Origin of the sequence: Amycolatopsis vastitatis, from assembly GCF_002234595.1 — a bacterium.
In the GTDB taxonomy this organism is placed as follows: domain Bacteria; phylum Actinomycetota; class Actinomycetes; order Mycobacteriales; family Pseudonocardiaceae; genus Amycolatopsis; species Amycolatopsis vastitatis.
Genome location: NZ_NMUL01000021.1, coordinates 172766 through 198130 on the forward strand (window position 1 = coordinate 172766; position 25365 = coordinate 198130).

The following is a 25365-nucleotide window of genomic DNA, read 5'->3' on the forward strand; positions in this document are numbered from 1 at the left end:
GACATGGACGACTTGGCCCGGACGAAGGCCGAGCGCGAGGAGATCGTACGGCGCTTCCGCGGCGCCGTCCTGTTCTCGAAGGATTTCGCGGTGATCCAGGACGTCCTGGCCCCCGAATTCGTCGACCACTTCGCCCCGCCGTGGGACCCGCCGGGACGGGACGGCGTCGCGCACCGGTTCGGCCAAGCGGCGAACGCGCTGACGACGACCAAGGTCGAGGTGCTGGTTTCGGTCTGCGAAGGCGACTTCCTGGCCCAGGCGATCGAGCTGCACTTTTCGCACACCGGCGAGTTCATGGGCATCCCCGCGACCGGCAAGAAGTTCGCCGTCGGCGGCTCCAACACCTTCCGCTTCGACGGGAACCGGATCGTCGAGCACTGGGGGGTGTTCGACGTCGCGAAGATCCCCGACCTCCTCCGGGAAGCGCAGGGCGCCGCCGGTGGGTGGGCGTCGATGTGGCCCGACCCGGCGCCGTCCGGCACCACGAGGTCCTGATCCTCCGCCGCGGCCGGAGACGGCCTGCCAAGACGTTGGGAGCGCTGGTGAAGACGCGGGAGGCCACGGGCACGTCCGAGGACGCCCACCTGTGGGCGGTCGGGCAGGCACTGCGGCGGATCAAGGCCGACCTCGGCGGTACGCATTCACTCGACGAGCTCGCGCGCGTCGCGTGTCTCAGCCCGTTCCACTTCCACCGGGTGTTCCGCCAGATCACGTCGGCCACCCCGGCGCGGTTCCTCGCGGCCCTGCGGATCGCCGAGGCCAAGCGGCTGCTGCTGGGGACGAAGGCGAACGTGACCACGATCTGCATGGACGTCGGTTACTCCAGCCACGGCACCTTCACCACCCAGTTCACCCGGCTGGTCGGCACCTCGCCCCGGCACTTCCGGCGGCTCGCCCGCGATCTCGCGACCCTGCCGCTCGAGGAGGTGCTGACCGGGTCCGTCCCGGCCGGGCCCCGGCGGGGGCCGCCGCTGCGGATCCGGCTCAGCGGCCTGCCTGCCGGGCACCTGGCCCTCGTCGGGTTGTTCGAGTCGGGCATCCCCCAGGGGTGGCCCGCGGCCTGCACCCTCGTGCGCGGCACGGCCGAGGCGGATCTCCGGATCGCCGTGGACGGCAGCTACATGGCGCTCGTGATGAGCCTGCCCGCCGACGCCGCTGTCGAAGCCGCGCTGACCGAAGTACGGCCAGACCAGTGCCGGGTCGGCTCTTGGGGGCCGATCCGCGTTCAGCGCGGCCGTCCGGCCGAGACCGACGTCGAGATCGTCCTCCGGCCACGCCGGGTCAGCGACCCGCCGATCCTGTCGGTCTCCCCGCTGCTCGCCGCCAGCCGCCGGCCGAACGGGACGATCCCGAAGATGCGCGAACCCGAGCCGCGACCGGCCGGGACCGACCGATGGGGAGGCGCCCGATGACGAACTCCGCCCCGCAGCGGCGCCCGTTGGGAAAGCACCTGCCGCACGAAGGCGACGACGGGCTCTACACCCAGAGCTGGTACCCGATCTGCATGGCCGAGGACCTGCCACCCGGCACCGTGGTCGGCGCCGAGTTCCTGGGCGGCCGTGTCGTGGCCTTCCGGGACGGGGAAGGCCGGGCCGCGGTGGTCAGTGCCTACTGCCTCCACCTGGGCGCGGACCTCACCGTCGGCTCCGTGACCGGTGGCAGGCTGCGCTGCGCGTTCCACGGCTGGACCTATGACGCCGAAGGGCTGTGCCGCCGGACGGGCAGCGGCGACCCCGTCCCGGAGGGTGCCCGGCTGTTCCGGTTCCCGACGACCGAGGCCTTCGGGGTCGTCTGGGCCTTCAACGGTACCGAGCCGTTCTTCGAGATCCCGCGGCTGCCTTGCCCCGAAACCGAAATCCGGGCGGCCCGCGGCCGGTTCGGCCACCTGGCGATGGAACCGTGGATGGTCTCGGCGCACACCTTGGACCTGCAGCACCTGACGCTCCCCCACGGCTTCGACCTCGCCGTGCCGCCCGACGACACCGTGCGCCGCACCGCCCACTCCCACGGCTACGACCTGATCGGTTCGATGCCGAACGGCAACGCCTACGACGTGCGCATCGACATCCACGGGCCGAACCTGTTCCTCCAGACCGGGCTCCTCGACGGCCGGTGGTACTTCTGGATGACGTCGCCGAGCCTGCCGGCGCCGGGCCGGACCGACTCGTTCTTCGTCTACGGGGTCCGCAAGGGCGACGACGAGTCCGAGGAGGCCGCGCAGGAGGCCCTCCAGCGTGTTTTCGCCGCCCAGATGGAGTTCTACTCCGACGACTCCGACATCTTCGACACCATCCACTTCCAGCCGGGGCTGCTGACCGACCGCGACGGCAACCTCGCCGTGTTCCTCGACTACCTGCGGACCTACCCGCGCGCGAACCCGGCGCGCGAGTTCCTGACCTGATCACCGGCCGCCGGAACGGAGACCGTCTCGTGCCCGACACACCGGACATCCAGCGTGAGAGCGCTTTCGTCAGAATGGTGGAACTCACCGACACGGTGGCGCCGTGGGCCATCCGCACCGCGGCGACCCTCGGCCTGGCCGATCTCGTCGCTCCCGGTGGCACCTCGCTCGAAGGCCTGCTCAAGGGACTCGGCGAGGCAGGCGAACAGGTCGACAGCGACGCGCTGCGCCGGCTGATGCACTACCTCGTGACGATCGGGATCTTCACCATCGACGCGGGCCCGGGCACGTTCCGGAGGACACCGCTGGCCGAGCTCATGGTCTCGGACAACCCCGTCGGCATGCGCGAGTGGTGGCTGATGAACAACGCGATGGCCAAGCTCGACCAGGCGACCGTGCTGATGATCGACGCGGTCCGGACCGGCGAACCTGCGTACGAGAAGCTGTTCGGGCGGGACGTCTGGACCGACCTGGCGCAGGACCCGAACCTGTCGGCGTCGTTCGAGAAGGCGATGGCGCACAAGACACGCATCTCCCTCGCGAGCATCGTCGAGGCGTTCCCGTGGCCGTCGGCCCGGAACCTGGTCGACGTCGGTGGCGGGCACGGGCTGCTGCTGGAAGCCGTGCTGCGGGAGGCGCCGGAAGCGGTCGGCACCGTTTTCGACACCGCGGCGGGGATCGCGACCGCGCGGGCCCACCTGGCGAAGTCCGACGTGGCGGACCGGGCCCGGTTCGCCGAGGGAACGTTCTTCGGGCGCTGGCCCGAGGGTGCCGACACCTATGTCGTCATGAACGTCCTGCACAACTGGCCCGACGACGACGTCGTGCGCATTCTCGGCCGGGGTTCCGAGGTACTCGGGCCGGACAGCAGGATCCTCGTCGTCGAAACCGTCGTCGGTGGCGACGGTGACCAGGCCAGCCTGGCCCGGCTGGACCTGATGATGCTGATCTTCTCCGGTGGCAAGGAGCGCAGCTTCGCCGAGTACAGCGAACTCGCCGGACGAGCCGGACTGACCATTGTGGACACGCATCCGACGTCGTTCGGGCTCGCGCTGCTCGAGCTGCGCCGAAAGGAAGTCCGATGACCGGGCGGGCACCGCACCCCTTCCCCTTCGGCCCCACCGTCGCGCTCGAACTCGACGGCCATTACCGGAAGCTGCAGGAATCCGAGCGGGTGGCGCGGATCCGCATGCCGTTCGGCGGGGACGCCTGGCTCGTCACCGGCTACGAGGACACCAAGTTCGTCCTGTCCGACGCGCGGTTCAGCCGCGCGGCCACCCTGACCATGGACCTGCCCCGGCAGCAGCCCGAGATCGTGCGGGACCCCAGCATGATCATGAGCATGGACCCGCCCCGGCACAGCCGGTTGCGCCTGCTCGCCGGTCCCGCGTTCAGCGTCCGCAGCGTGGACCGGCTCCGGCCGTGGATCGCCGAACAGGTGGAAGGCCTCCTCGACACCCTGGCGGCCGAGGGTCCGCCGGCGGACCTCATGGCCGGACTCGCGCTCCCCCTGCCGGTGGCGGTCATCTGCGAAATCCTCGGCGTGCCGTTCGCCGATCGCGATCAGTTCCGCGTGTGGTCCGACATCGTGATGGCGGTCACCGCGTTCCCGCCCGAGGAGGTTTTCGCGGCTTTCCGGAGCCTCACCGAGTACCTGCACCGGCTGGCCGAGCTCAAGCGACGGGAACCGGCCGACGACCTGTTCAGCACGCTGGTCCGGGCCACCGACGCCGAGGGAAAGCTCACCGAGCAGGAGCTGGTCACGTTCGGGATCACGCTGCTCGTGGTCGGCCACGAAACGACCGTCAACGAGCTCGCCGACATGGTGTTCGTGCTGCTGCGCGACGGTGTTTACGCCGAGCTGAACCGGGGCGCGGGACCTCCGCTGCCCCGGGTGCTGGACGAACTGCTGCGGTTCATCCCGCTCGAAAGCCCCGGCGGCTTCGCCCGAGTCGCCACGGAGGACGTCGAAGTCGGCGGCGTCCTCATCCGCCGCGGGGAAGCCGTGTACACGCAGCTGTCGGCCGCGAACCGGGACCCCGAGGTCTTCCCGGACGGCGACGCGCTCGATCTCGAGATCGCCCGGGAGCAGCACCTGACGTTCGGCTACGGTCCGCACCGGTGCATGGGCGCGCTGCTGGCGAAGGCCGAACTCGAGCTGGCCATAGCGGCCCTGCTCCGGCGGTTCCCCGGTCTCGAACTGGCCGTCGCGCCGGAGGAGGTCACCTGGAAGGTCGCGCGCCTGGTGCGCGGCCCGGAAACCCTCCCCGTCACGTGGTGATCCGCGCCGTCACGCACGGCCGGGGGTCCCCCGTTCGGGCATCCACCGGATTGACACGTAGGACACTCCCTACTGATAATCTAGCAGGACCGGCGGGCAGCTGTCCGCCGCGACTGGTGCTGGTAGGGGCTGAAGAAGATGGCGCGGAGCTCGAGAAGCACGTCGACCGCGGGCGACGACTCGTCGCTCGACGCCGTCTTCCCCGCGCTGGCGAACCCGGCCCGCCGCCGGTTGCTGCAGCTGCTCCTCCAGGGGCCGCAGTCGGTCAACAGCCTCGCCGAGCATTTCGACATGGCCCGCCCGAGCGTGTCCGAGCACCTCAAGGTTCTGCTCGTTTCCGGGTTGGTGACCACGCGCAAGGTCGGCCGCGAACGGCTCTATTCGCTCGACCAGGCGCCGATGCGGGAACTCTCCGAGTGGCTGCACCCGTACGAGGCCTACTGGAAGGAGCGCATGCAGCTCCTGCGCGCCGCGGTGGAGGAAGAAGAGGGCCAGGACTAGGCCGCGCCCTCCGGCGACGCGGCCGGGTCGGCCAGCACCGCCGCCAGCCGGCTGAACAGCCACGAACGCCAGCCACCACCCATGATCCGGCGGGCCCGCTGCTGCAGTTCGTTGTCCGGGTCGAAGCCCTCGTGGTCCAGGAAGATCCGCGTGCCGCGGCCCTCGGCTTCCAGGCGCCAGGTGGCGGTGCAGCGCGCGCCGCTCGGGCCGTGGTCCTCCCAGCTGATCCGCAACATCTGCCCGGGCTCGATCGCCAGCACCTGGCAATGGATCGTGCCGCCGAACTTCGTGGCCGGAACGGCTTGCGCGGCAATCGTGAAGCGGTGCCCGACTTTCGGCTGGAAATCCTGCGGCATCAGCCATTTCGCCAGCAACCGCGGTTCGACGAATACCCGCCACACGCGGTCGGGAGGATAGGGCAGGAACTCGTCGAGCCGGATCGCCCGGACGTCGTCGGCCATGCTCGCCCGCCCTTTTCCTCGACCGCAATCGATCCTCCGCACTTTACCGCCGGGTCGGCACTGGCGCACGGACCCACCAGCCTCGCGGAGAAGGGAGACTCCGGTGAAAATCGGTATCGGACTGCCGGGGGACGCCCCCGATGAGCTGCTCGACTGGGGCCGGCGGGCCGACGCCGGGCCGTTCAGCACGCTCGGCCTGCTCGACCGGCTCATCTGGCACAACCCTGAGCCGCTGGTCACCCTCGCGGCGATCGCCGCGACGACCTCGCGGATCCGGCTCCAGACCGAGGTGCTGATCGGCCCGCTGCGCGACACGGCCCTGCTGGCCACCCAGGTCGCGACCCTGGACCGGATCGCCGGCGGCCGGTTCACCCTCGGTATCGGAGTGGGCAGCCGGACCGACGACTTCACCGCGGCCGGCGCCCCGCTCGAAGGGCGGGGTCGCCGGCTGGACGAGCAGCTCACGGCGCTGCGGCAACTGTGGGCGGGCAAGCTCGCCGACTGCGGGATCGGGCCGGTCGGGCCCGCCCCGCTTCGCCCCGAGGGGCCGGAAATCCTCTTCGGGGCGTTCGCGCCCGCCGCGCTGGCGAGGGTCGCGAGGTTCGGCCACGGGCTGCTGTGCGCAGCGCCGGCACCGTGGGCGGGCGACCTGTTCCGCGCCGTCGAACGCGAATGGGCCGAGCTGGGCCGGCCGGGGCGCCCCCGCAACGTCGGCCAGCTGAACGTCGCGTTCGGCTCGGACGAGACCGTCGCGGCGGCGAAGGCGGCAATCAGCGACTGTTACGCCATCGTGGGCGCTTCGCACTGGATGGTGGCCGGGATGCTCACGACCGAGGAAAGCATCCGCGCGGGACTGCGCGGGTTCGAGGAACTGGGGGCCGACGAGGTGATCCTCTACTGCTGGTCACCGGAGGTCGAGCAGGTGGACCGGCTGGCCGGGCTCGTCGACCGGTACGCCGCCGCGACGGCCGTCGGCTGAGCGGCGCTCAGGGCAGCTCCACGGCCACCGCGGCCAGGCGCGGGAGGACGACGTCCCGCCAGCCCGGTCCCATCCGCTGGAAGGCGTCGTGACCGCGCTTGTCGTCGAGGTCGAAGCCCGAGTGGTCGAGCAGGAGCCGGGTGCCGTTGCCTTCGGCGACCAGGCGCCAGGTCAGCGTCCAGTTGCCGTTGAACGTGAACACGAACCGTTCGTAGGGCTTGACCTCCAGCACCTCGCAGAGCACCGAGCCCCAGCCGGGCATCTCGAGGTGGAACTTGTAGCCGACGACGGCGGCGACGTCACCGGGCGCCCACCAGCGCGCGAGGAGTTCGGGTTCGGTGAGGCTGCGCCACACCTTCGCCGGCGGCGCGGCGATGAACTGGTCGAGCGAGATGGTCGCCGTGCGGGAGTTGCTCACGGGGCTCCTTGTCGTCCACGTGCCGACCAGCCTACGCAGCCTCTGACCTCCACGTTCGGGTACCCCACCGGACACACGGTGATCACCAGGGCCGCGTGACACCGTGGCCGTGCGGCGCGGATCGGTGATCCCGCCGGTCCGCGGTACCCAGCCGGCCCGCGCGATCGCCGCGTGCCGACCAGGACCGCGGTCAGTCCGCCTCCGACGCACTGGCCGCGGCTCGCCGGACGCCCGGTTCACCCGGGTGCCGAGCGACCACTACAGCGCGTTCACCAGCCCGGAGTTCGCGGCGGCCGTCACGGCGTTCCCGGGCCCGGCGGCCTGACCCCGTACCCCTTGTCCCGCCACGGCCGGTCCTACTGCGGCTGCGACTGCTGCTGCTTGTCCTCTTCGGCCCACGCGGCTTCCGCCTGCATCTGGATGTCGGTGAGGCCGCGGTCGACCTGCACGATGTCCTTGCCCGCCCAGCCCACGAAGTTCTTCGAGCTCTTGGCGTCGGAGAGGGCCTTCAGCATCGAGTAGTAGTCCGGGTGCTTGGCCTTCAGCCAGTCGTCGACGAACTTCATCTTCTGGTAGCTGTCCCCGAACTTGGTCTTCAGCCAGTCCTCGTGCTTCTTGATCGTCGAGATGTCGTGGTCGCTCAGGTGCGACTTCGGCGACGGCGGCTTGGGCTTCGGCAGCGGCCGCGAGAAGTTCGGGACGGTACCGTCGCCCGGGGGACGGGTGCTCGGCGTGGCGCCGCCGGTGCCGTGGCCGTCGTGGGTGATCGCGGTGCCCGGCGGCTTCGGCAGCGGCCGCGAGAAGTTGGGCACAGTGTTCCCGTTCGGCGGCAGGTTCGTCATCTCGTGGCCCGGGTTCGTGCTGCCCGGCTTCGGCTTCACCAGCTTCGACAGCTTGGTGAGCCGGGCCAGGGTGCGGCCGGCGTAGGCGACGACCTTGGCGAGCTTGGCCGCCATCGCCGCCACCTGGACCGAGACCTGCACGACGATCTTGCTCACGCCGACGGCGATCGACGCGCCGAAGGTGAACGCGGCCATCGCGAGGGCGATCAGCATCGTGGAGATGATGTCGCCGAGGATCGTCGTGATGATGTCGCGCAGCAGCGCGCGGACCGCGCCGATCAGGGCCCCGGTGGTCTCGACCATGTAGCCGGCGACGTCGGACGCCTTCGCGTTCGCGTCGATCCAGCCCTTCCGGTCGTCGATCGACTTGACGAAGCTGTCGTGGCCCTTGCCCTCCCACCGGGTGATCGTCGACTTGAGCGTGTCGTCGAGCTGGGTGCCGGTGTTGCGCAGCGACTCGCCGATCTTGTGCAGCTCGTTGGCGACCTTCGTGGCCTCGGACGGGTTTCCGGCGACCTGGTCCAGCGGCCACTTCAGGAACGAGACGTGCTCGATCAGCCAGCCCAGGCCCGCGGCGATCAGCTTCGAGAGCGGGTCCATGGCGAACGCGACGGTGTCGAGCACGGCGCTGACGAGGTTGATGCCCAGCTCCACGCTGACGGCCGCGAGGTCGCCGCCGTGTTCGGTCCGGACCTTGCCGATCGAGTCGCCCACCTGCTTCCAGCTGTCGAAGACGCCGGCCCCGGTGGTGGAGTTCGATGCCGTGATGGGAACGGTCATTTGCCCAGCTCCGTCTCGAACGTGCTCAAGCCCTGTGCCGTGTTCGAGTCGTGGGTCTCGTACGTTTCGGCGGCCTTCTTCACGTCGGCGGCGGACTTGCCGATGTCGCCGGCGAGCTTGCCGATCTCGCCGGTGATCACCGCCATGGTGATCCGCGAGGGCACGGCGAGGACCTGCGCGAGCAGGATGCCGAACGCCGCGTTGTCGAACCCGTTGGCGGCCTGCATCCGGTTCGCGGCGTCCTGCACCGCCGGTTGCGTGGTGCCCGACAGGAACTGGCCGAACTTCTGCAGCTCGGCCGGGTCGACCGAGAAACCTGCTCCGGAAACCACCGGTTCTCCTCCCGCCTACCAGGGGTTGCTTTCGCCGTCGTCTTCTTCCGGCTCGGGCCGGGGACGACGTCGTGGCTGATCACGCTGCGGCCGCTGGGGGTTCGGCGGCCGCAGCGGCGGCGGCGCGGGCGGCCGGTCCTCGGCCTCCTGCTCCGGCATGAACGTCTCGCTCTTCTCCGGGGGCGTTCCCTCGTCCGGCTCCGGTTCCGGCAGGAACTCCTCGAGCATCTCGCGGGCGGCCGAGTTCTCGCCCACCATGCCGCTGAACGCGGCGGCGACCTCGGCCGAGACCTTCTGCTGCGCGCGGCCGATCAGCTGCATCACGAGAGCGGAAAGGGCTTGCGGGGAACGGGAGTACGCACGGGGACCGAACCGGAGGTCCTGCAGGACGCCGCTCGGGCCGACGGTCACCGAGACCGCCCCGTCCGGCGCCTGCACGGTGGCGGCCGCGGACCGGAGCCGTTCCTGTGCCGCCGCTGCCTTGGCCTGGATTTCCCCGAGCTCCGCGGTGAACGCGGCCAGCGGATCGCCGCCGGGAGGCACTGACTGTGTCAATTCGTCCTCGTCGCAAGAAAGTTTGGTGACGCCGAAGTCAATCAGCGCTGCCTTAACTGCGGATGACGCGGACGGAGCCGTCAGCTGAACGCGGTCCGCCGGTGTCACGTACGTACTTTTGCGTATGTCTCCGCCGCAGGACCGGCCGACAGACTGACCCCGGCGCGAAAACGCGTCGTCGAATTCCGGCATTCAGGGGAGAACACCATGAACAGACGCCTGCGGACGGCCGCCCTTCTCACGGCAGCGACCGTGTCGGCGTTGCTGGGCGCGGCTTCGGCCGCCAGCGCCGCGACCACAGCGACCGCGGCGACCACAGCGGCGGCGCAGAAACCGATGAGTGTTCTCGGTTCCTTCTGGGACGAGGCCCACAACCGCAACAGCGGCAAGTGCGTCAACGTCCGGGGCGGCTCGGACAGCGCGGGCGCGTGGATCCAGCAGTACCACTGCGACAACACGCCCGCGGCGAAGTTCCTCTTCACCGATCTGGGCAACGGCTACTTCGAGATCGTGGGCCAGAACAGCCACAAGTGCATCCAGCCCCAGAACGGCTGGCTGGACAACGGCGTCGGCCTGCAGCAGTGGTTCTGCCAGGCCACCACCGTGCAGCAGTGGCAGCTGCTGTCCGGGACGGACGGCAGCGTCATGATCAAGAACCGCGGCAGCGGCGGGTGCGTCGACGTGCCGGACTTCTCCTCGGCAGATCGGGTGACCCTTCGGCAGTGGACCTGCTTCCCCGGTTCGGCGAACCAGGAGTTCTACCTCGTCAACGGCTGATCGGCCGGTTCGGCTGCCCGGTGCCGGTTTCGCCGGCACCGGGCAGGAGCCCGAGCCGTTGCGCGCGCAGCACGGCGGTGAGCCGGTCCGAAGCACCCAGCTTCCGGTAGAGGTTCTCGAGGTGCTTGTGCACGGTGCGGGGCGAGGTGCCGAGGCGGTGGGCGATCGCGTTCGCGGTCAGGCCGCCGACGAGCAGGGTGAGCACCGCGCGCTCACGACCGGTCACGCCGTTCGCGAACGCGGGGCGTGGCCGGCGAGCGGTCGCGGGCAGCGCGAGCCGGTGGGTCCGGTCCCGGTCGAGACCGAACGGAACCGGTGTGGCGGGCGCACTGCCGGCACGGACCACGATCAGGAGCCCGACGGCGTGCTCGAGTGAGCGGCGCGCGACGTGGTCGAGCACGCCGGCGCTCGCCGGGTCCAGCCACTGGGTGTCGTCGACGGCCAGGACGACCGGACGGCGCCCGGCCAGCAGCCGCACCAGGCCGAGCGCGGCCACGTTCACCGCCCGCGGGTCCGGCGGCGCGCCGTCCGGCGAAGCCCGCAGCAACACGATCTCCAGCGCCCGGCGTTGCGGATCGGGCAAGCGGCCGAACTCCGCGTCGGCGACCCCGTCGAGGAGATCGGTGAGACCGGCGAAGGGCAACGCGGCCTCCGGCTCGACCGGCCGGCAGGCCAGCACCCGGTAGCCACGCTCGCGGGCCCGCTCCACCGCGTCCCGCCACAGCGTGGTCTTGCCGGCTCCCCGCTCGCCCTCGATGACGGCGGCGACGAGACGGCCCGGACCGCGCTCGCCGAGCCGGGCCACGACGTCGTCGAGCGCCGGCGCACCGCTCAGGATGCGTTCAGTGTGCACAGCTCCCCCTGTGGTGCGGACTCCTCGGTCCGCTCCCGGCCACCGTGGCGGAATCCGGAATCGATAGCATCCGCAGATGTGCGTACGGCGCCCGCGACGGGCGGTGTCCTGAACGATGGGCGGCAGCGGCTTTCCGGCACCGCCGTTCGTGGGCCGGCACCGGGAACTCGGGCAGCTCGAGCAGCTCCTGGCCGAGGCGGCCACCGGCGTCGCCGGGACGGCCGAGGTCGTCGGCGAGCCCGGGATGGGCAAGACCCGGCTGCTCGCCGAGCTCGCGGTCCGCGCACGGCGAGCCGGGTGGCTCGTGCTGTCCGCCCGGGCGGCCGAAGCCGAGCGGCATGTGCCGTTCTCCGTCCTCGGCACCGCGCTGGAGGAAGTCGGCCCCGGCCGTCTCGCGGCGCTGGGTCCGGGTGAGGCCGGCCTGCTGCGGACCACGTTCCCGGCGTTGTCCACCGAGGCCGAACCGCTGGAAACCTCGCCCGCCGAACGGTATCGCGTGCACCGCGCGGTGCGAGGGCTGCTGGAAACGCTGGCGGCTCCCACCGGGCTCGTGGTGATCCTCGACGACCTGCACTGGGCCGACGAAGGCACCGCCGAGGTCGTCGACCACCTGCTGCGCCGGCCGCCGGAGGGCCGGCTGCTGCTGGCCGTGGCGCACCGGCCCCGGCAGGCCCCGAGCCTGCTGCGCCGCGCGCTGGCGCAGCACGGCGACGTCCTCCGGATCGAGCTGGGACCGCTGACGCCCGCCGAGGTGGACGAACTGCTGCCGGTACCGGGCGACGCGGCGCGGAAGGAGGAGCTGTACGCGGCCAGCGGCGGAAATCCTTTCTACGTCCAGGCTTTGGCCGGTCCCTACGCCGGCGCCGACGTGGGAGACGTCGAAAGCGCGGTGCCGGCCGAGGTCCCGGAACCCGTGCAAGCGGCGCTTCTCGCCGAACTGCACGCCTTGTCACCCGAGCAGCTGGTGGTGGTCCGAGCCGCCGCGGTGGCGGGTGACGGCGTCCCCGCCGGCCTCATCGCGAAGACCGCCGATGCGGAGTTCGCCGAAGTTCTTCCCGTCCTGGACGATCTCGTCCGGCGGGACCTCCTCCGCGTGACCGAGCCGGGTGGCCGGTTCCAGTTCCGGCACCCGCTGGTCCGCCGGGTCACCTACGACGCCGCGGGCGCCGGCTGGCGGGTGGCCGCCCACGCCAGGGCCGCGGCCATGCTGCGCGCGGGCGGCTGGCCGGCCACGGAACTGGCGCACCACGTCGAGCGATCGGCCGCGCCGGGCGACCCGGCGGCCGTCGAAGTGCTGCGGGAGGCGGCCGCGGCCGCCCTGCACCGCGCGCCCGCGGCCGCCGTGCACTGGCTCCAGGCCGCGCTGCGGCTGGATCCGGGCAGGCTGGAGCTGCTGGTGATGCGGGCACACGCCTACGGGTTGACCGGGCAGTTCGAGGAATGCCGGGCCACGCTCCACGAACTCCGGCAGCTGCTCCCGGCCGAGCTGACCGAGCAGCACGCGCGGATCGCGGCCTTCGGCGCGTTGATCGAACGGCTCATGGGCCGGCACGTCGAGGCCCGCGCGCAGCTGCTGGCCGAACTGGCGACGCTGGCCGACCAGCACGGGCGGGCCGCGCTGGACCTCAAGCTCGGCTTGGCGAACGGCGTCGTGCTCAGGGCCGAGCGGGACCACCGTGATTGGCCCGCGGAGGCGCTGGAGACGGCGAGGCGGCATCCCGGCCGTCCTCCGGTGGCCTGCGCGCTCGCCATGTGCGCCCTGCACAGCCATGTGCTCGGCCGGGTGGACGAGCGCACCGTGGCCTGGCTGGACGAGTCGGCGATGCTCGTCGACGCCGCGCGGGACGCCGACCTGGCGTCGGCGGTCGAAACGATCGCCCTGCTCGGCTCGGCCGAGCTGTGTCACGAGCGGCTCGACGACGCCGTCCGGCACCTGACGAGGGCACTGCGGATCGTGCGGGCGGCCGGGCAAAGCCACGTGGTGACGCACCTGTACTCGATGCTCGGCGGGGTCGATCTCGTCCTGGGCAACCTGGACCGGGCCGCCGGCCACCTCACCGACGAACGCGATTCGGCGCACCTGACCGGCAGCCCCGCGCTGCACAGCTTCGCGTTGCGGAGCCACTGCATGCTGGCGATCACCGTCGGCGACGCGGAGGCGGCGGTCCGCCTGGGCAAGGAAGCGCTGGCTCTCGCCGAGGAGGCGAAGCTTCCCGAGATCGGCCTGGTCTCGGGCACACTCGGCGTTGCCTGCTTCCTCGCCGGTGACGCGGCCACGTGCGTGGAGCTGATGGTGCGCGGGGGTGGCGGGCCGGACCTGTGGCAGGTCTACCCGGTCGAGCGCGGCAACTGGTACGAAACCCTCGCAGCCGCCGAAGCGTCGCTGGGCCACGCGAAGAAAGCCGAAGAGTGGGCCGGCCGGGCTTTCGCCCAGGCCGCCGGGCTGCCTCGCCGCACCGGCCTGGCCCACCTCGCCCGAGCGCACGCACTGACCGATCCCCTCGGCGCGGCGGACGCCGCCGTGCGAGCCGTCGAGTTGTTGCGCGGGGCGGGTGACCGCGTGCAGGCAGGCCGGGCCCACGTCGTCGCCGGTACCGCGTTCGGGGCGGCCGCGGACGTGAACCGCGCTCGCGAGCACTTCGGCGAGGCGTGTGCCCTGTTCGAAGCATGCGGAGCGCCGCGGCAGGTGGAACTGGCCCTGCGCACGCAGCGGCGGGTCAACGCCCGGCAGCCGCGTCGCCGCAACGAGTCCGCGGCGGACGACACGCTCACCGCCCGCGAAAGGCAGGTCGCGGAGCTGGTCGCGCAGGGACTGACGAACAGCCAGATCGGCGAAGCCCTTTACGTCAGCCCGAAAACGGTCGCCGTCCACGTCGGGCGGCTCCTGACCAAGCTCGGCGTATCGCGGCGCGGCGGGATAGCGAGCCGCCTGCCAGCCGAACCGAAGGACCGATGAGCCCGGTCACCTGAGGCCATCATCGATCTTCGGGATTTCCTTCTGCGATTTCCGATAGCGCTTCCGCACCCGACGAAGGAATCAGCCGAACGCCAGCCGCAGCAGGGCGGTCACGACCGCGGCGCCGATCATCGCGGTCAGGATGGACCGCTTGGCCGCCAGCAGGGCGACCCCGGCGCCGACCCCCGCCAGCGCGGTGAGCGTCCGCAGCGACGACACGTCACCCGAGGACGGCCACAGCAGGGTGACCACCAAGCCGGCGATCAGGGCCGGAGTGGCGCAGGTCAGCGCGTTGCGCAGCCAGGTGGGCAGTTCCCGTCCCCCCGCCGCGAGCGGCACGACCACCCGCAACGTGAGCGCGGTGACGCCGAGCGCCAGCACGATCGTCCAGTGGTACGTCATCGCCGCACCCCCAGGATCGCGCCCGCCACGGCGCCCGCGGCCCCGGCCACCAGCACCGGGATGCCCGGCGGCGCCCAGAAGACCAGCGCGGCCGCGGCGACGACGCCGAGGACCGCCAGGCCCCACGCGCGCGCGTTCTTCAGGTGCGAGCGCAGCAGGCCGAGGAAGAACACCGGGTAGGCCGCGTCCAGTCCCAGCCGCCCGGGATCGCCGATGGCGTCGCCGAGGACGGCGCCCAGCCCGGTGCCCATGGTCCAGCCGCACAGGCACAGCAACCCGGCCACGCGCAGGGTCCGCAGGTCGTAACGCCCTTCCCCGCGTTGGGCGATCGCCCACGAGCCGTCGGTGATCAGCAGCGCCGTCCCCGCTCGCGACCAGGCGGACCCGGTCAGCGCCGGGGCGATCGTGGTGCCCATCAGCAGGTAGCGGGCGTTGAGCGCGGCCGCCGCGCCGACCGCGGCCCAGACCGAGCCGTGCTGCGCGATGACGGCGACCGCGCCGTACTGGGCGCTGCCGGAGAACACCAGCAGCGACATGGCCACCGGGGCCAGCACCCCCATGCCGACGGAGGCCGCGAGCGCGCCGAACGCCATGCCGTCCGCCAGGTCGGCCGCGGCCACCGGCAGCACCGGGCGCACGACCCTGCCCAGTGGACGGGGTTCGGTGGTCGTTTCGGTCACGATGCTCCCTCCTCGGGTTCGACAGCCTCGACGTTACTAGCAAAGCCATCTGTTGGTAACTCGAGCACGCTGCTTACCCCCGGTCAAATATGTTTAAACCCCGAAACACTCGGCATTTTCCCGCCTTCGGCGTAACCCACACCGACGAATGGTGGTAACGTCGAGGCATGGTTCCACGCCCCGCGGCCCCGCCCCCGCTCACCCTGGTCCAGAGCCTGGTCAACACGCGCGAACTGCTCGAAGACCGGGACGACCTGAGCACCCCGGCCGGCCTGGTGGCGTGGCTGGAAGCCGAGGGGCTGCCCCGCCCGGTCCGGCCGGCGCAGGCGGACCTGACCCGCGTGCGCAGGCTCCGCGAGGCGCTGCGGCAGCTCCTGAGCGGCGGCGCGGGCGTGCCCGGCGCGGTGAGCGTGCTGAACGGCGAACTGGCCAGGACCGGCACCCGTCCGCTCCTGCAGGCGGGTCCGCCCGGCGCGGAATTCGCCGGCGACTGCGCCACGTCCCTGGACGCGGCGATCACCCGGGTGCTCGCCGTCGTCGTCACCGCCCGCCTCGACGGTTCCCTGTCCCGCCTGAAGACGTGCGGCGCGGAGGACTGCCAGTGGGCGTTCTACGACCGCTCCCCCAACGCGGTGAGCCGCTGGTGCGAGACCTCCGTCTGCGGCGCCCGGCACAAGATGCGCGCCTACCGCGCCCGCCAGGCCGCGGGCACCGCCGCACGCTGAGCCCCAGCCCGGATCACAGGTCCAGCGCGCTCATCACCAAAGCGGCCACGGCGGCCCGGTGCTCGGCACTGTCCTGCCACCGCAAGCGACGTCCGGCCTCGACCACCACCCCGAAGCCGGCGTGCACCAGCACCCGCGCCTGCCGCGCGTCGAGTTCCGGACGGGCCTGCCGCAGGTGCTGCTCCCAGACGGCGATGTGCTCGCGCTGCGCGGCGACCAGGGGGCGGCGCAGGGCGGCCGGCAAGCCGGCGATTTCGGCGTCGGCCACGCTGTTGAGGGCGCTGTGCTCGAAGCTGTACGCCACGTACGTCGCCGTCAGGGCGGCCAAGGCGTCGTGCGGACCGATTGTCCGGCGGAGGTTCTGTTCGACCGCTTGGGCCAGCAGCCCCGCGGCCTGCAGGCACGCGGCCGCCAGGATGTCGGCCTTGCCCGGGAAGTACCGGTAGAGCGCGGACGGCACCAGCCCCACGGCCTCGGCGATCATGCCGTTGGTGACGGCGGCGAAGCCGTCCCGCTCGAACAGCGGGACGGCGGCCTCGAGGATTTCCGAGCGCCGCGTGCGGGGCACGGGCCGGGCGGGCAGTTCGACGAGGCGCGCGTCCGCGGCGGCCGTCACGGTGTCGGTCGCGGCCACGCGCAGGGCCGAGGCCCGCAGCAGGTCTTCGACCCGGCGCCGGCCGATCGAGTTGTGGTGCATCGTGATGGACCCGATCGCGCCCAGCGCCGCCACGGCCCGCAGGTGCTCGCCGGGCAGCGGGTATTCGCGCCGCACCGCCTCGGCGACCCGGCCGACGACGTGCGCGAACTTCCCCCGGAGCACCCGGCGGTCTTCGGCGTTGAGGTAGCGGGCCTCCCACCGGTACACGCCACCGGTCCCGCGGTGGGCGACGGTGACCCGGGTGACGGCGGCGAAGACGTCCGCCAACGCGGCGTCCGCGGGCACGTCGCCGAGCGCCGCGACGAGCCGGTCCACCATGACGTTCGCGCACTCGGCGAACAGCGCGTACTTGTTCGGGAAGTGCCGGTACAGCGCGGCCGCGGTGATACCCACGCCGGCCGCGATCTCCTCCATGGACGCCGCGTGGTAGCCGCGCTCGCTGAACACCGTGGCGCCCGCTTCGACGATGAGCTGCTTGCGGTTGCGCGGCCGGACGGCCGCGGCCGGCTCGGCGGTCACCGCGGCGGCCGGGGCGAAGGGCACGGGAACGGGGCCATGGGTGCCAGTCAACCACGAAGTGACGCGGTTCCCGAGCCGCGGACCGATTCAGACCGGGCGTGCCTTGCCGACGGGCGGACCGCCTCGCTATGTTAATGAAGAATCTCCTCCCGACGTCGTGGGGACACGCCCGATTGCCACCGCCAGCACCTGCACTCACCTATCAAGGAAGCTAGGTAAGTAAATGAGCAATCTCAGCCGGAGGAACGCTCTTTCGCTCGGCGTCGCGCTGGGTCTGGCGAGCGTGGCGGGTGCCGTCCCCGCCTGGGCGTCGGCCGCGGGCACCGACCCGTGGTGGGTCTGGGACGACGAGGTGGACACCCTGATGGCGGGGCTCGTCGACAGCGGCGGAGTCCCCGCGGTCAACACCGCGCTGCGGCCGTGGGTGAACAACGGCGACCCGCTGCCCGGCGGCCTGCCGGACGGCCTCGCCGCCCACCTCCGGCGGGCCAACCGGCTGCCGTCCTGGGCCGACCCCGCCAAGCTGCGCCGCGCCGCCGACTTCAACCGCCGCAAGGACACTTACCTGTTCCTGCTCTACGGCCTCGGCAGCGGCATCATGAGCACGGTCATCCCGCGCGAAGCCAGGTCGGTGTACTGGTCCGCGGGCGGGGCGAACATGCAGGACCGCGCGGCGAAGACGTTCACCTTCGGCTATGACCTGAGCGAGCTCGGCGCGTTCGAGCCCTCGGGCCAGTTCGTCGTCACGGCCAACAAGACGCGCCTGGTGCACGGCGCGGTGCGCCACCTGCTGCCGCGGTCGCCGCACTGGCGCGCGGCCGCCGACGAGCAGGTGCCGATCAGCAACGGCGACATCCTGGTGACCTTCCACAGCCTCGGCACCTTCGTGCACCGGAAGCTGCTCGAATGGCACGTCCCGATGTCGGCCGCCGACGAAGAGGCGTTCCTGCACCAGTGGCAGGTCGCCATCCACCTGCTCGGCGTGCGGGACGAGTTCATCCCCCAGACTTGGGCCGAGGCGGACGCGCAGTCGGCGCACGTGCTCACCCCGCTCCTGGCCCCGACGGCCGAAGGCAAGGAGCTGGCCGCGGACCTGCTCGGGCTGACCGCGCAGATCGACCTGGGCGTCACCCGCGGCTTCCTGAACGAGTTCGTGCGCTACGTGCTCAGCGACGCCGTCGGCGACTGGCTCGGCCTGCCGCGCGACTACGCCGCGGCCGTCTTGATCCGCACCGGCTGGCCGGCCTACATCGCGTTCCGCGAGGGCCTGCTGCCCATCGCGCCGGCCGGGTTCTACCTCTTCGACCAGTTCCTGCGCGCGCTCGCGATGCTGTTCCTGAACAAGGGCACCTCCCCGACGAGCACACCCATCACGATCCCCACCGGAAACCGGCCCGGCGCCTGAACCCCGCTGTACGTCATCCGTCGGCGAGGCGCTGGATGGTCGCGCCCAGCCAGGCCTCGAGTTCGGCCGGGTCGCCGAGTTCGGAACGCAGCACGCGGCGCCGGGTCGAAACGCCGAGCACGAACGCGTCGATCGCCGCGGCGCGGCCGCGGGCGTCGGCGTCGTCCAGTCCGCTGTCGCGCAGGTAGCGCCGCAACGGCTCGAGCGAGTTCGTGTCGAGGAAGGCGGCCAGCGCTTCCGCCGCCTCCGGGCGTTCGCCGGACGCGCGTTGCAGCACCAGCAGCGGGTCCTCCCCCGGCGGACCGGACCAGCGCCGGACGATGCTCGCCGCGAGCCGCGAACCGAGTTCGGACCGGTCGCCGCCGAACGAGTCCGCGACCGGGATCTCCACCCGGGTCGCCGCCAGGAAAAGGCCGTCCTTGCCGCCGAAGTAGCGCGTGATCAGGTTCGGCGACACGCCGGCCGCGTCGGCCACGCCTTTGACCGTGACCGCCGCGTACGCGTGCTGGGCGAACTGGCGTTTCGCCTGGTCGAGGATCCGCTGTTTCGTCGCGGCCGCGTTGCGCGAAGTCATGTGTACGAGAATACACAAGATGTGTATGGTCGTACACATGACCGAAGAGATCCGGGCGAGACTCCAGCGCACGCGCCGTGTCACGACCCCGTGGCGGGACGACGAGACGCGGGGCATCGGCGCCACCAGGCTCGACGAGCTGCTCGAACACTGGGCCGGCGGCTACGACTGGGGTCCGCACGAGCGCCGCATCGGCGAGCTGCCGTGGACGACGACACGGGCGGGCGGCACCGAACTGCGGATGATCCACCAGCGGTCCGCGGACCCCGGCGCGCCGGTCGTCGTGCTGCTGCACGGCTGGCCGGACTCGGTGCTGCGGTTCGAGCGCGTCCTGCCGCTGCTCACGGACGTGCACGTGGTGGTTCCGGCGCTGCCGGGCTTCCCGTTCGCGGCCCCGCTCACCGCGCCGGGCATGTCGGCCGCCCGGATCGCCACGATCGTCGCGGACGCCCTCGGCGAACTCGGCTACTCGCGCTACACGCTCTCCGGTGGTGACGTCGGTGGGACCGTCGCCGAGCTCCTCGCGGCCGAGCACCCGGACCGCGTGGCCGCCCTGCACCTCACGAACGTCGCCCCGCAGCACGCCTTCGCGGCGGACCCGGCGAAGCTCGCGCCCGACGCGGCGGCCTACCTCGGCCGGGCGGCACAGTGGTTCCGGACCGAGGGCGGGTACATCGCCGAGCAGTCGACGCGGCCGAACACCCTCGCCGTGGCCCTCGGCGACTCCCCCGCCGGCCTCGCCGCCTGGCTCGTCGAAAAACTGGAGGCCTGGTCCGGCGAAGCCGCCTTCACGCCCGACGAACTGCTCACCTGGGTCACCGCCTACTGGGTCACCGGCACGATCGGCACCTCGTTCGCCACCTACGCCGAACCGGTCACGCTCCCCGGCCGGATCGAGACGCCGACCGTGCTGTCGGTGTTCCCCCACGACACCAAACCGGAGCCGCGGAGCTACGCCGAAGCGTTCCTGAACGTCCACGACTACGTGGAGCACACCGCCGGCGGTCACTTCGCGGCTTGGGAACAGCCCGAGGCCTACGCGGATGACGTACACCGCGCGGTCGAGCTCGGCCGTCGAGCCGGAACCGTCACCGCGTAAGGAATCCGCCATCGACGAAGAGGTCGTGGCCGTTGATCCCGCCGTTGCGGAGCAGGAAGTCGGTGGCGTCCGCGATCTCCGCCATGGTGACCAGCCGCCCGATCGGCGTGCGCTCGACGACCTGCCCGACGGCGGCGTCGCGCCATCGGGGACTGTCGCCCACCAGTCCCGGGTGCATCGCGTTGACCCGGTGCGGCGCGAGCTCGACGGCGAGCGTCTTCACCAGGCCGGTGACCGCGCCGTTGGACGTGGTGACGACGGTCGAGCCCGGATACGGCCGTTCCTTGGCCAGGCCGCCGAAGAGGACGACCGACGCTTCCGGCGTGAACCGCTCCCGCAGCACCCTGACGGCTTCGGTGTACCCGACCAGCTTGGTGGTCACCGCGGTGACGGCCTCGGCGATGTCGAAGTCCCGCAAGGTGTTCGGGCGCTGGTGGCTGGCCGTGATCACCAGGTGGTCGAGGGACGGCACGCCGGACGCCGAAGCGGCGATCGTCTCCGGCCGCGCGAGGTCCAGGCCGATACCGGTCGCCGCGGGCCCGATCTCCTTGGCGACCGCCTCGGCGCGTCCCGCGTCGCGGCCGGCGATCACCACGGTGCCACCCCGGTCCGCGTGCCGCTGGGCCATGAAGCGGCCGAGCCCGTCCGTGCCACCGATGATCATCAGAGTGCTCATGCGAGTTCCCCTCGAGACATGTTGACCACTTGGTCATTAGCGAGCATAGCGAGTTGATGACCACTTGGTAAATTAGGCCGCGTGAACAGGCGCCCGCATCGACGCGACCCGGAAGGCCACCGCCAGGCCATCCTGGATGCGGCCCGCACGTCCTTCGGCGAACGAGGATTCGCCAGGGCGACGGTGCGCGAGATCGCGGCACGCGCCGGCGTCACCCACGGCCTCGTCCTGCGGCAGTTCGGGTCGAAGGAGCAGCTGTTCCTCGCCGCGGTGCCCGGTCACCGGGAGCTGGACCAGGTGATCGCCGGAGACCCGGAGACACTGCCGGACCGCGTCGCGCACGCCTACGTGGCACGGATGGAGGCGAACGCGGCCGTCGACCCCCTGGTGGTCCTGCTGCGCAGCATCGCCTCGGACCAGCAGGCGGCGGCGAAGCTGTACAGCGCGATGGAGGCCGGCAGCATCCGGGCGTACCGCGAAGTCATCGACGGCCCGGACGCCGCCGCCCGCGTCGCGATGCTCGGCGCGCAGCTCATCGGCGTCACGGTCAACCGGTACATCGCCCGCACGGGACCGCTCGCCGAGATGCCCGCGCCCGCGCTCGCCGAGCACCTGGCCCGCGTGCTGCGGCACATCCTCTTCGACCGGGCGGGGTGATCAGCTCCGGAGCACCGCGAACACACGTACGGCCGGGATGGCGGTACGAATCCCCCGGATCGGCATGTAATCGTTCGATCGGCCGCCCTGCCGCTTCCCCCGGGAGGAGACCCGATGCCCGCACGCCCGCCGACGTCCGAACAACGGGCCGCGGTCGACGCGTTCCGCGCCGGTGCGCACCTGGTGCTGCAGGCCGGTGCGGGCACCGGGAAGACGACCACCCTGACGATGCTGGGCGCGAGCACCCGCCGCCGCGGCCGGTACCTGGCGTTCAACAAGGCCATCGCGACCGAGGCCCGCCGCCTGTTCGGCCCGAACGTGGCTTGCTCGACCGCGCACAGCCTCGCGTTCAAGGCGGTCGGGCACCGCTACCAGGACCGGCTCAACCACCCGCGGATGGCCACCGCGAAACTCGCGCGGTCGCTGGGCATCACCATGGAAGTGACGATCGGCGAGCGGAAGCTGACCACCGCCGCGCTGTGCTACGCCGCCCAGCGCACGGTGATCCTCTACTGCTACTCCGCCGACGAGACCCTCGCCCGGCAGCACGTGCCCTGGCTCAAGGGCATCGGCGAGGAACACCTGCACGACCAGCTCACGCAGCTGGTGCTGCCCTACGCCCAGCGGATGTGGGCGGACCTGCAGAACCCCGAGCGCGGGCGGGTGCCGTTCAAGCACGACCACTACCTGAAGATGTGGGCCCTGACCCGGCCGCGGCTCTACGGCGACTTCTTCCTGCTGGACGAGGCGCAGGACACCAACCCGGTCGTCGAGCAGGTGTTCCTCGCCCAGGGTGAGCACGCCCAGCTGGTCATGGTGGGAGACTCCGCGCAGGCCATCTACGGCTGGCGCGGCGCCCGCGACGTCATGACCGGCTTCGCGGGCCGCCAGCTGGCGTTGTCGCATTCGTTCCGGTTCGGGGACGGCGTGGCCGCCGAGGCGAACCGGTGGCTGGCCATCGCTGGCCATCGTGGCGCAGATCGTCGAGGCGCACGAGGGCAGCGTGGCGGCCGGCGCGGCACCGGGCGGCGGCGCGGAACTCACCGTGCGGGTGCCCTCGGCTTTTCTTAACCGGCTCGGCGGCGGTTCTTAACGTTCTTTCATTCGCGGGCCCGAGATTCGAATCGTGTACTCCGTCGAATCCCGGGCCCGTCCCGCGCCCGTGTCCCTCCGGCGAGGCAACGCGGGTGCGTGGGCCATCGCCGCGCTCGTGTGCTTCGGCCTGTCCGTGGCGACCGCGCTCGTCCTGCACGTCGCGCGGGCGGCCGAGGTCGACCCGGTCCGGCAGGTCATCAGCGACTACGCCCTCTCCGGTGACACCACCGGCTTCGCCGTCTGCGTGCTGACGATGGCGGCGGGCACCGGATGCCTGCTGGGCGGCCTGTCCCGGGCCGGGTTGCCGGTGACCCGGCCGATCGTGGCGCTGGGGTGCTGCTGGTGCGCCGGGCTGGCGCTCTGCGCCTTCTTCCCCACCACGCCCACGGGCGCGCCGATGACGTTCTCCGCCGAGGTTCACCGCTGCGCGGGCCTGGTGCTGTTCGTCAGCCTGCCCGCCGCGGCCGGGCTCTTCGCCCGGAGCGCGGCGGCCCACCCGGCCCACCGCGGCCTCGCCGGGCGGATCCGGCGGCAGACCCGCTGGGCCTGGGGCGTGCTCGCGGTGTTCCTGCTGAGCCAGCTGCCGGTGCTGCTCGCGCCGTCCCGCGCCTTCGACGGCCCGCTGTTCCAGGGGCTGACCGAACGGCTGGTGTTCGTCGTCTACCTCGTCCTGCTCGGCGAGCCGGCCCTCGCCGTCCTGCGTTCCGAGAGGAAATCATGCTGACACTGGCCATCGGTCTCGCGGCCGCCGGTGCGTGCTGCTTCGCCGCCACCGTCCACTTGCAACACAGAGCCGTCCGCGGTGCGACCACCGGCCCGGAGCTCGGCCTGTCCGGGATCCGGACGATCCTGCGCACCCCCGGCTGGTACGCCGGGATCGGGCTCGCCGGGCTGGGCGCCGCCCTGCACGTCCTCGCCCTCACGATGGCGCCGCTGGCCGTGGTGCAGCCGATCGGCGTGCTCACCCTCGTGCTGACGGTGCTGCTCGCGAGGACCGCGCTCACCAGGGCGGTGCTCGCCGCGCTGGCCATGAGCGTGACCGGGGTGGCGGGATTCGTCGCGCTGTCCGCGATGACGACGAACCCCGCCCTGCCGGCCCCCGGCCTCGGGACGGCGCAGTGGGCCGTGCTCGCCGCGGCGGGACTGGCCGTGGCCGCCCGGTTCGCCCGGGGCCGGGCCCGGTGCCTGCTCCTCGCGCTCGCGACCGCAGTGCTCTTCGGGTTCACCTCGGCACTCGTCCGGGCGGCGGCGGTCGCCCCGCTCACCGGCGCGACCGCCGCCATGGTGATCGCCGAGGCGGTGGCGGCGACTCTCGCCGGGGCGTGGCTGCTGCACCAGGCCTACGCCTGCGGTCCCGCCCCGGTCGTGGCCGGCGCGACCACGACCGCCGACCCCCTGAGCGCGGTCCTCATCGGCGTCTTCGCCTACGGCGAGATGACACCCGGCCAGCTGGCCGGCATCGCCGTGCCCGGGGTCGTCGCCGTCGCCGGGCTGGTGCTCCTCGCCCGCGAGTTGCCGGCGCCCGCCGAACCTGCGTCCGTCGGCCGTCCGCGTCGCGAGGGACCACTGCGCATCGCGATCACCGCGGACACCTACCCGCCGGACGTGAACGGCGCGGCGAACTTCGCCTCCCGGCTCGCGTCCGGGCTGGCCGCCCGCGGGAACGAGGTGCACGTCGTCTGCCCGTCACCCACCGGCGAGACGTTCACCGAGACGACCGGCGGGGTGACCGTCCACCGGATCGGTTCCGTGCGCACGCCGTTCCACCCGACGTTCCGGATCTGCCCGCCGTGGCGCACGGCCAAGGCCGTGCCGGCTCTGCTCGACGGGATCGACCCCGACGTCGTGCACACCCAGGCGCACTTCCTGATCGGCCGCAGCGCGGTCCGGGCCGCCACCGCGGCACGGAACATCCCGGTGGTCGCCACCAACCACTTCATGCCGGAGAACCTGCTGGGCTACGGTCCGCTGCCCCGCTGGACCCACCGTCCCCTCGCCCGGCTGGCCTGGCACGACCTCGTCCGGGTCTTCGGCCGCGCCACGGTCTGCACGACCCCGACTCCCCGCGCGGCCGGGCTGCTCGAGCGCAACGGCCTGAACCGGCCCGTGATGGCGATCTCCTGCGGGATCGACCGCGCGCACTACGCGGGCCCGCCGACGGGTGCCGCCGACGCGCCTGCCGTGTTGTTCGTGGGCAGGCTGGACGCGGAGAAGAACGTCCACGAGCTGCTCGAAGCCGCCGTCATGCTGCCACCGCACGTACGGGTGGAGCTCGTCGGCGACGGCAGCGAACGCGCCAGGCTGGAGGCGCTGGCCACCCGGCTGGGCATCGCCGAGCGGGTGACCTTCCACGGGTTCGTCCCGGACGAGGACCTGGTCCGGGCCTACCGGCGGTGCGCCGTGTTCTGCATGCCGGGCACCGCCGAGCTGCAAAGCCTGGTGACCATGGAGGCGATGGCGGCGGGCAAGCCGGTCGTGGCCGCGGACGCGATGGCCCTCCCCCACCTCGTGCACCCGGGACGCAACGGCTGGCTCTACCCGCCCGGCGACGCGCCGGAGCTGGCCAGGCTGCTCACCGCCGTCCTGACCGACGAGCGGGCCAGGACGGCGATGGGCGAGGCCAGCCTCGACCTGATCGGCGCGCACGACCTGCAGTCCACATTGGACCAGTTCGAAGGGGTCTACGCCGACATCGCCGTCCACCCGGTCATCCCCGCGCTCTCGTCCGGCGTCGCGTGA

Annotated in this window: 28 protein-coding genes; 17 read left to right on the top strand and 11 right to left on the bottom strand. The window is 72.0% G+C overall.

The genetic code is table 11. The features are described from left to right. The first annotated feature begins 3 nt into the window (after positions 1-3). The 6 genes from CF165_RS21265 to CF165_RS21290 all read left to right on the top strand — a co-directional run bounded on the left by CF165_RS21265 (position 4) and on the right by CF165_RS21290 (position 5183). Positions 4-495, top strand: a complete 492-nt coding sequence (locus CF165_RS21265; protein ID WP_093949276.1) for an ester cyclase — start codon at positions 4-6, stop codon at positions 493-495. A gap of 47 nt (positions 496-542) precedes the next feature. Beyond that, positions 543-1412 carry a helix-turn-helix domain-containing protein gene (locus CF165_RS21270; protein ID WP_158226808.1) on the top strand — a complete coding sequence of 290 codons (870 nt, stop codon included), beginning with the start codon at positions 543-545 and terminating at the stop codon, positions 1410-1412. Continuing rightward, positions 1409-2401 carry an aromatic ring-hydroxylating oxygenase subunit alpha gene (locus tag CF165_RS21275; protein ID WP_158226809.1) on the top strand — a complete coding sequence of 331 codons (993 nt, stop codon included), beginning with the start codon at positions 1409-1411 and terminating at the stop codon, positions 2399-2401. Before CF165_RS21270 ends, CF165_RS21275 begins: the two co-directional genes overlap by 4 nt. A 29-nt stretch (positions 2402-2430) precedes the next feature. After that, positions 2431-3486 carry a methyltransferase gene (locus CF165_RS21280; protein WP_093949278.1) on the top strand — a complete coding sequence of 352 codons (1056 nt, stop codon included), beginning with the start codon at positions 2431-2433 and terminating at the stop codon, positions 3484-3486. Continuing rightward, positions 3483-4682: a cytochrome P450 gene (locus CF165_RS21285; protein WP_093949279.1), complete on the top strand. Its 1200-nt coding sequence runs from the start codon at positions 3483-3485 to the stop codon at positions 4680-4682. The genes CF165_RS21280 and CF165_RS21285 overlap by 4 nt, the downstream gene beginning before the upstream one ends. Before the next feature lie 138 nt (positions 4683-4820). Next, positions 4821-5183, top strand: coding sequence for an ArsR/SmtB family transcription factor (locus tag CF165_RS21290; protein WP_093949280.1), 363 nt, complete (start codon positions 4821-4823; stop codon positions 5181-5183). On the opposite strand, the gene CF165_RS21295 is transcribed toward CF165_RS21290, so the two are convergent. After that, positions 5180-5644, bottom strand: a complete 465-nt coding sequence (locus tag CF165_RS21295; RefSeq protein ID WP_093949281.1) for an SRPBCC family protein — start codon at positions 5642-5644, stop codon at positions 5180-5182. The two genes, CF165_RS21290 and CF165_RS21295, sit on opposite strands and share 4 nt — an antisense overlap. A 103-nt stretch (positions 5645-5747) precedes the next feature. Between CF165_RS21295 and CF165_RS21300 the strand changes: the two genes are divergently transcribed. Beyond that, positions 5748-6623, top strand: coding sequence for an LLM class flavin-dependent oxidoreductase (locus CF165_RS21300; RefSeq protein WP_093949282.1), 876 nt, complete (start codon positions 5748-5750; stop codon positions 6621-6623). Between the two features lie 7 nt (positions 6624-6630). On the opposite strand, the gene CF165_RS21305 is transcribed toward CF165_RS21300, so the two are convergent. Further along, positions 6631-7041, bottom strand: a complete 411-nt coding sequence (locus CF165_RS21305) for an SRPBCC family protein (protein ID WP_093949283.1) — start codon at positions 7039-7041, stop codon at positions 6631-6633. A 103-nt stretch (positions 7042-7144) separates the two neighbouring features. Between CF165_RS21305 and CF165_RS50300 the strand changes: the two genes are divergently transcribed. Continuing rightward, complete coding sequence (locus CF165_RS50300) at positions 7145-7366, top strand: hypothetical protein (protein ID WP_143268625.1); 222 nt, start codon at positions 7145-7147, stop codon at positions 7364-7366. A gap of 31 nt (positions 7367-7397) precedes the next feature. Here the strand turns inward: CF165_RS50300 and CF165_RS21310 are convergent, their stop codons facing one another. From CF165_RS21310 to CF165_RS21320, 3 genes are read right to left on the bottom strand one after another with little or no spacing between them, the layout of a single operon-like run. Continuing rightward, positions 7398-8663, bottom strand: a complete 1266-nt coding sequence (locus CF165_RS21310; RefSeq protein WP_093949284.1) for a hypothetical protein — start codon at positions 8661-8663, stop codon at positions 7398-7400. Continuing rightward, positions 8660-8995, bottom strand: a complete 336-nt coding sequence (locus CF165_RS21315; protein ID WP_093949285.1) for a hypothetical protein — start codon at positions 8993-8995, stop codon at positions 8660-8662. The genes CF165_RS21310 and CF165_RS21315 overlap by 4 nt, the downstream gene beginning before the upstream one ends. A gap of 15 nt (positions 8996-9010) precedes the next feature. Next, positions 9011-9550, bottom strand: coding sequence for a YbaB/EbfC family nucleoid-associated protein (locus CF165_RS21320; RefSeq protein WP_240521705.1), 540 nt, complete (start codon positions 9548-9550; stop codon positions 9011-9013). Positions 9551-9757: 207 nt separating this feature from the next. Here CF165_RS21320 and CF165_RS21325 point away from each other — a divergent pair, with 207 nt between their 5' ends. After that, the gene (locus CF165_RS21325) at positions 9758-10327 is read left to right on the top strand and encodes an RICIN domain-containing protein (RefSeq protein ID WP_093949287.1); all 570 of its coding nucleotides are present in this window, start codon (positions 9758-9760) and stop codon (positions 10325-10327) included. On the opposite strand, the gene CF165_RS52730 is transcribed toward CF165_RS21325, so the two are convergent. Beyond that, entirely contained in the window at positions 10317-11180 is an 864-nt protein-coding gene (locus CF165_RS52730; RefSeq protein ID WP_240521706.1) for a helix-turn-helix transcriptional regulator, read from the bottom strand. The genes CF165_RS21325 and CF165_RS52730 overlap by 11 nt on opposite strands. Positions 11181-11295: 115 nt before the next feature. Here CF165_RS52730 and CF165_RS21335 point away from each other — a divergent pair, with 115 nt between their 5' ends. After that, complete coding sequence (locus tag CF165_RS21335; protein WP_093949288.1) at positions 11296-14136, top strand: helix-turn-helix transcriptional regulator; 2841 nt, start codon at positions 11296-11298, stop codon at positions 14134-14136. Between the two features lie 81 nt (positions 14137-14217). On the opposite strand, the gene CF165_RS21340 is transcribed toward CF165_RS21335, so the two are convergent. Continuing rightward, complete coding sequence (locus CF165_RS21340) at positions 14218-14538, bottom strand: AzlD domain-containing protein (RefSeq protein WP_093949289.1); 321 nt, start codon at positions 14536-14538, stop codon at positions 14218-14220. Then, positions 14535-15218: an AzlC family ABC transporter permease gene (locus tag CF165_RS21345; protein WP_240521707.1), complete on the bottom strand. Its 684-nt coding sequence runs from the start codon at positions 15216-15218 to the stop codon at positions 14535-14537. The genes CF165_RS21340 and CF165_RS21345 overlap by 4 nt, the downstream gene beginning before the upstream one ends. Before the next feature lie 167 nt (positions 15219-15385). Between CF165_RS21345 and CF165_RS21350 the strand changes: the two genes are divergently transcribed. Then, entirely contained in the window at positions 15386-15943 is a 558-nt protein-coding gene (locus tag CF165_RS21350; protein ID WP_093949291.1) for a CGNR zinc finger domain-containing protein, read from the top strand. A gap of 13 nt (positions 15944-15956) precedes the next feature. Here the strand turns inward: CF165_RS21350 and CF165_RS21355 are convergent, their stop codons facing one another. Continuing rightward, positions 15957-17120, bottom strand: coding sequence for a TetR/AcrR family transcriptional regulator (locus tag CF165_RS21355; protein ID WP_093949443.1), 1164 nt, complete (start codon positions 17118-17120; stop codon positions 15957-15959). Between the two features lie 223 nt (positions 17121-17343). Between CF165_RS21355 and CF165_RS21360 the strand changes: the two genes are divergently transcribed. Further along, positions 17344-18525, top strand: coding sequence for an oxygenase MpaB family protein (locus CF165_RS21360; protein ID WP_093949292.1), 1182 nt, complete (start codon positions 17344-17346; stop codon positions 18523-18525). 13 nt (positions 18526-18538) lie between these two features. On the opposite strand, the gene CF165_RS21365 is transcribed toward CF165_RS21360, so the two are convergent. Further along, positions 18539-19099, bottom strand: a complete 561-nt coding sequence (locus CF165_RS21365) for a TetR/AcrR family transcriptional regulator (protein WP_093949293.1) — start codon at positions 19097-19099, stop codon at positions 18539-18541. A gap of 37 nt (positions 19100-19136) precedes the next feature. Here CF165_RS21365 and CF165_RS21370 point away from each other — a divergent pair, with 37 nt between their 5' ends. Further along, complete coding sequence (locus tag CF165_RS21370) at positions 19137-20198, top strand: epoxide hydrolase family protein (RefSeq protein ID WP_093949294.1); 1062 nt, start codon at positions 19137-19139, stop codon at positions 20196-20198. On the opposite strand, the gene CF165_RS21375 is transcribed toward CF165_RS21370, so the two are convergent. After that, the gene (locus tag CF165_RS21375) at positions 20188-20874 is read right to left on the bottom strand and encodes an SDR family oxidoreductase (protein ID WP_093949295.1); all 687 of its coding nucleotides are present in this window, start codon (positions 20872-20874) and stop codon (positions 20188-20190) included. The two genes, CF165_RS21370 and CF165_RS21375, sit on opposite strands and share 11 nt — an antisense overlap. 81 nt (positions 20875-20955) lie before the next feature. Between CF165_RS21375 and CF165_RS21380 the strand changes: the two genes are divergently transcribed. The 4 genes from CF165_RS21380 (at position 20956) to CF165_RS21395 (ending at position 25365) form a co-directional block, all read left to right on the top strand. Then, a complete protein-coding gene (locus tag CF165_RS21380) occupies positions 20956-21531 on the top strand; it encodes a TetR/AcrR family transcriptional regulator (RefSeq protein WP_093949296.1) in 576 nt (191 codons plus the stop codon). A gap of 114 nt (positions 21532-21645) precedes the next feature. Further along, positions 21646-22602 (top strand): UvrD-helicase domain-containing protein, encoded by a 957-nt coding sequence (locus tag CF165_RS21385; protein WP_240521708.1) that lies wholly within the window; start codon positions 21646-21648, stop codon positions 22600-22602. A gap of 55 nt (positions 22603-22657) precedes the next feature. Beyond that, entirely contained in the window at positions 22658-23350 is a 693-nt protein-coding gene (locus tag CF165_RS21390) for a DUF998 domain-containing protein (protein WP_158226810.1), read from the top strand. Beyond that, entirely contained in the window at positions 23344-25365 is a 2022-nt protein-coding gene (locus tag CF165_RS21395) for a glycosyltransferase (RefSeq protein ID WP_093949298.1), read from the top strand. Before CF165_RS21390 ends, CF165_RS21395 begins: the two co-directional genes overlap by 7 nt.

Bases quoted from the DNA above. Each gene is read 5' to 3' on its own strand.
- CF165_RS21310 (WP_093949284.1), bottom strand. From the start codon at position 8,663: ATGACCGTTCCCATCACGGCATCGAACTCCACCACCGGGGCCGGCGTC.
- CF165_RS21265 (WP_093949276.1), top strand. From the start codon at position 4: ATGGACGACTTGGCCCGGACGAAGGCCGAGCGCGAGGAGATCGTACGG.
- CF165_RS21325 (WP_093949287.1), top strand. From the start codon at position 9,758: ATGAACAGACGCCTGCGGACGGCCGCCCTTCTCACGGCAGCGACCGTG.
- CF165_RS21385 (WP_240521708.1), top strand. From the start codon at position 21,646: ATGCCCGCACGCCCGCCGACGTCCGAACAACGGGCCGCGGTCGACGCG.
- CF165_RS21295 (WP_093949281.1), bottom strand. From the start codon at position 5,644: ATGGCCGACGACGTCCGGGCGATCCGGCTCGACGAGTTCCTGCCCTAT.
- CF165_RS21290 (WP_093949280.1), top strand. From the start codon at position 4,821: ATGGCGCGGAGCTCGAGAAGCACGTCGACCGCGGGCGACGACTCGTCG.
- CF165_RS21335 (WP_093949288.1), top strand. From the start codon at position 11,296: ATGGGCGGCAGCGGCTTTCCGGCACCGCCGTTCGTGGGCCGGCACCGG.
- CF165_RS21275 (WP_158226809.1), top strand. From the start codon at position 1,409: ATGACGAACTCCGCCCCGCAGCGGCGCCCGTTGGGAAAGCACCTGCCG.
- CF165_RS21375 (WP_093949295.1), bottom strand. From the start codon at position 20,874: ATGAGCACTCTGATGATCATCGGTGGCACGGACGGGCTCGGCCGCTTC.
- CF165_RS21360 (WP_093949292.1), top strand. From the start codon at position 17,344: ATGAGCAATCTCAGCCGGAGGAACGCTCTTTCGCTCGGCGTCGCGCTG.
- CF165_RS21350 (WP_093949291.1), top strand. From the start codon at position 15,386: ATGGTTCCACGCCCCGCGGCCCCGCCCCCGCTCACCCTGGTCCAGAGC.
- CF165_RS21370 (WP_093949294.1), top strand. From the start codon at position 19,137: ATGACCGAAGAGATCCGGGCGAGACTCCAGCGCACGCGCCGTGTCACG.
- CF165_RS21340 (WP_093949289.1), bottom strand. From the start codon at position 14,538: ATGACGTACCACTGGACGATCGTGCTGGCGCTCGGCGTCACCGCGCTC.
- CF165_RS21285 (WP_093949279.1), top strand. From the start codon at position 3,483: ATGACCGGGCGGGCACCGCACCCCTTCCCCTTCGGCCCCACCGTCGCG.
- CF165_RS21365 (WP_093949293.1), bottom strand. From the start codon at position 19,099: ATGACTTCGCGCAACGCGGCCGCGACGAAACAGCGGATCCTCGACCAG.
- CF165_RS21395 (WP_093949298.1), top strand. From the start codon at position 23,344: ATGCTGACACTGGCCATCGGTCTCGCGGCCGCCGGTGCGTGCTGCTTC.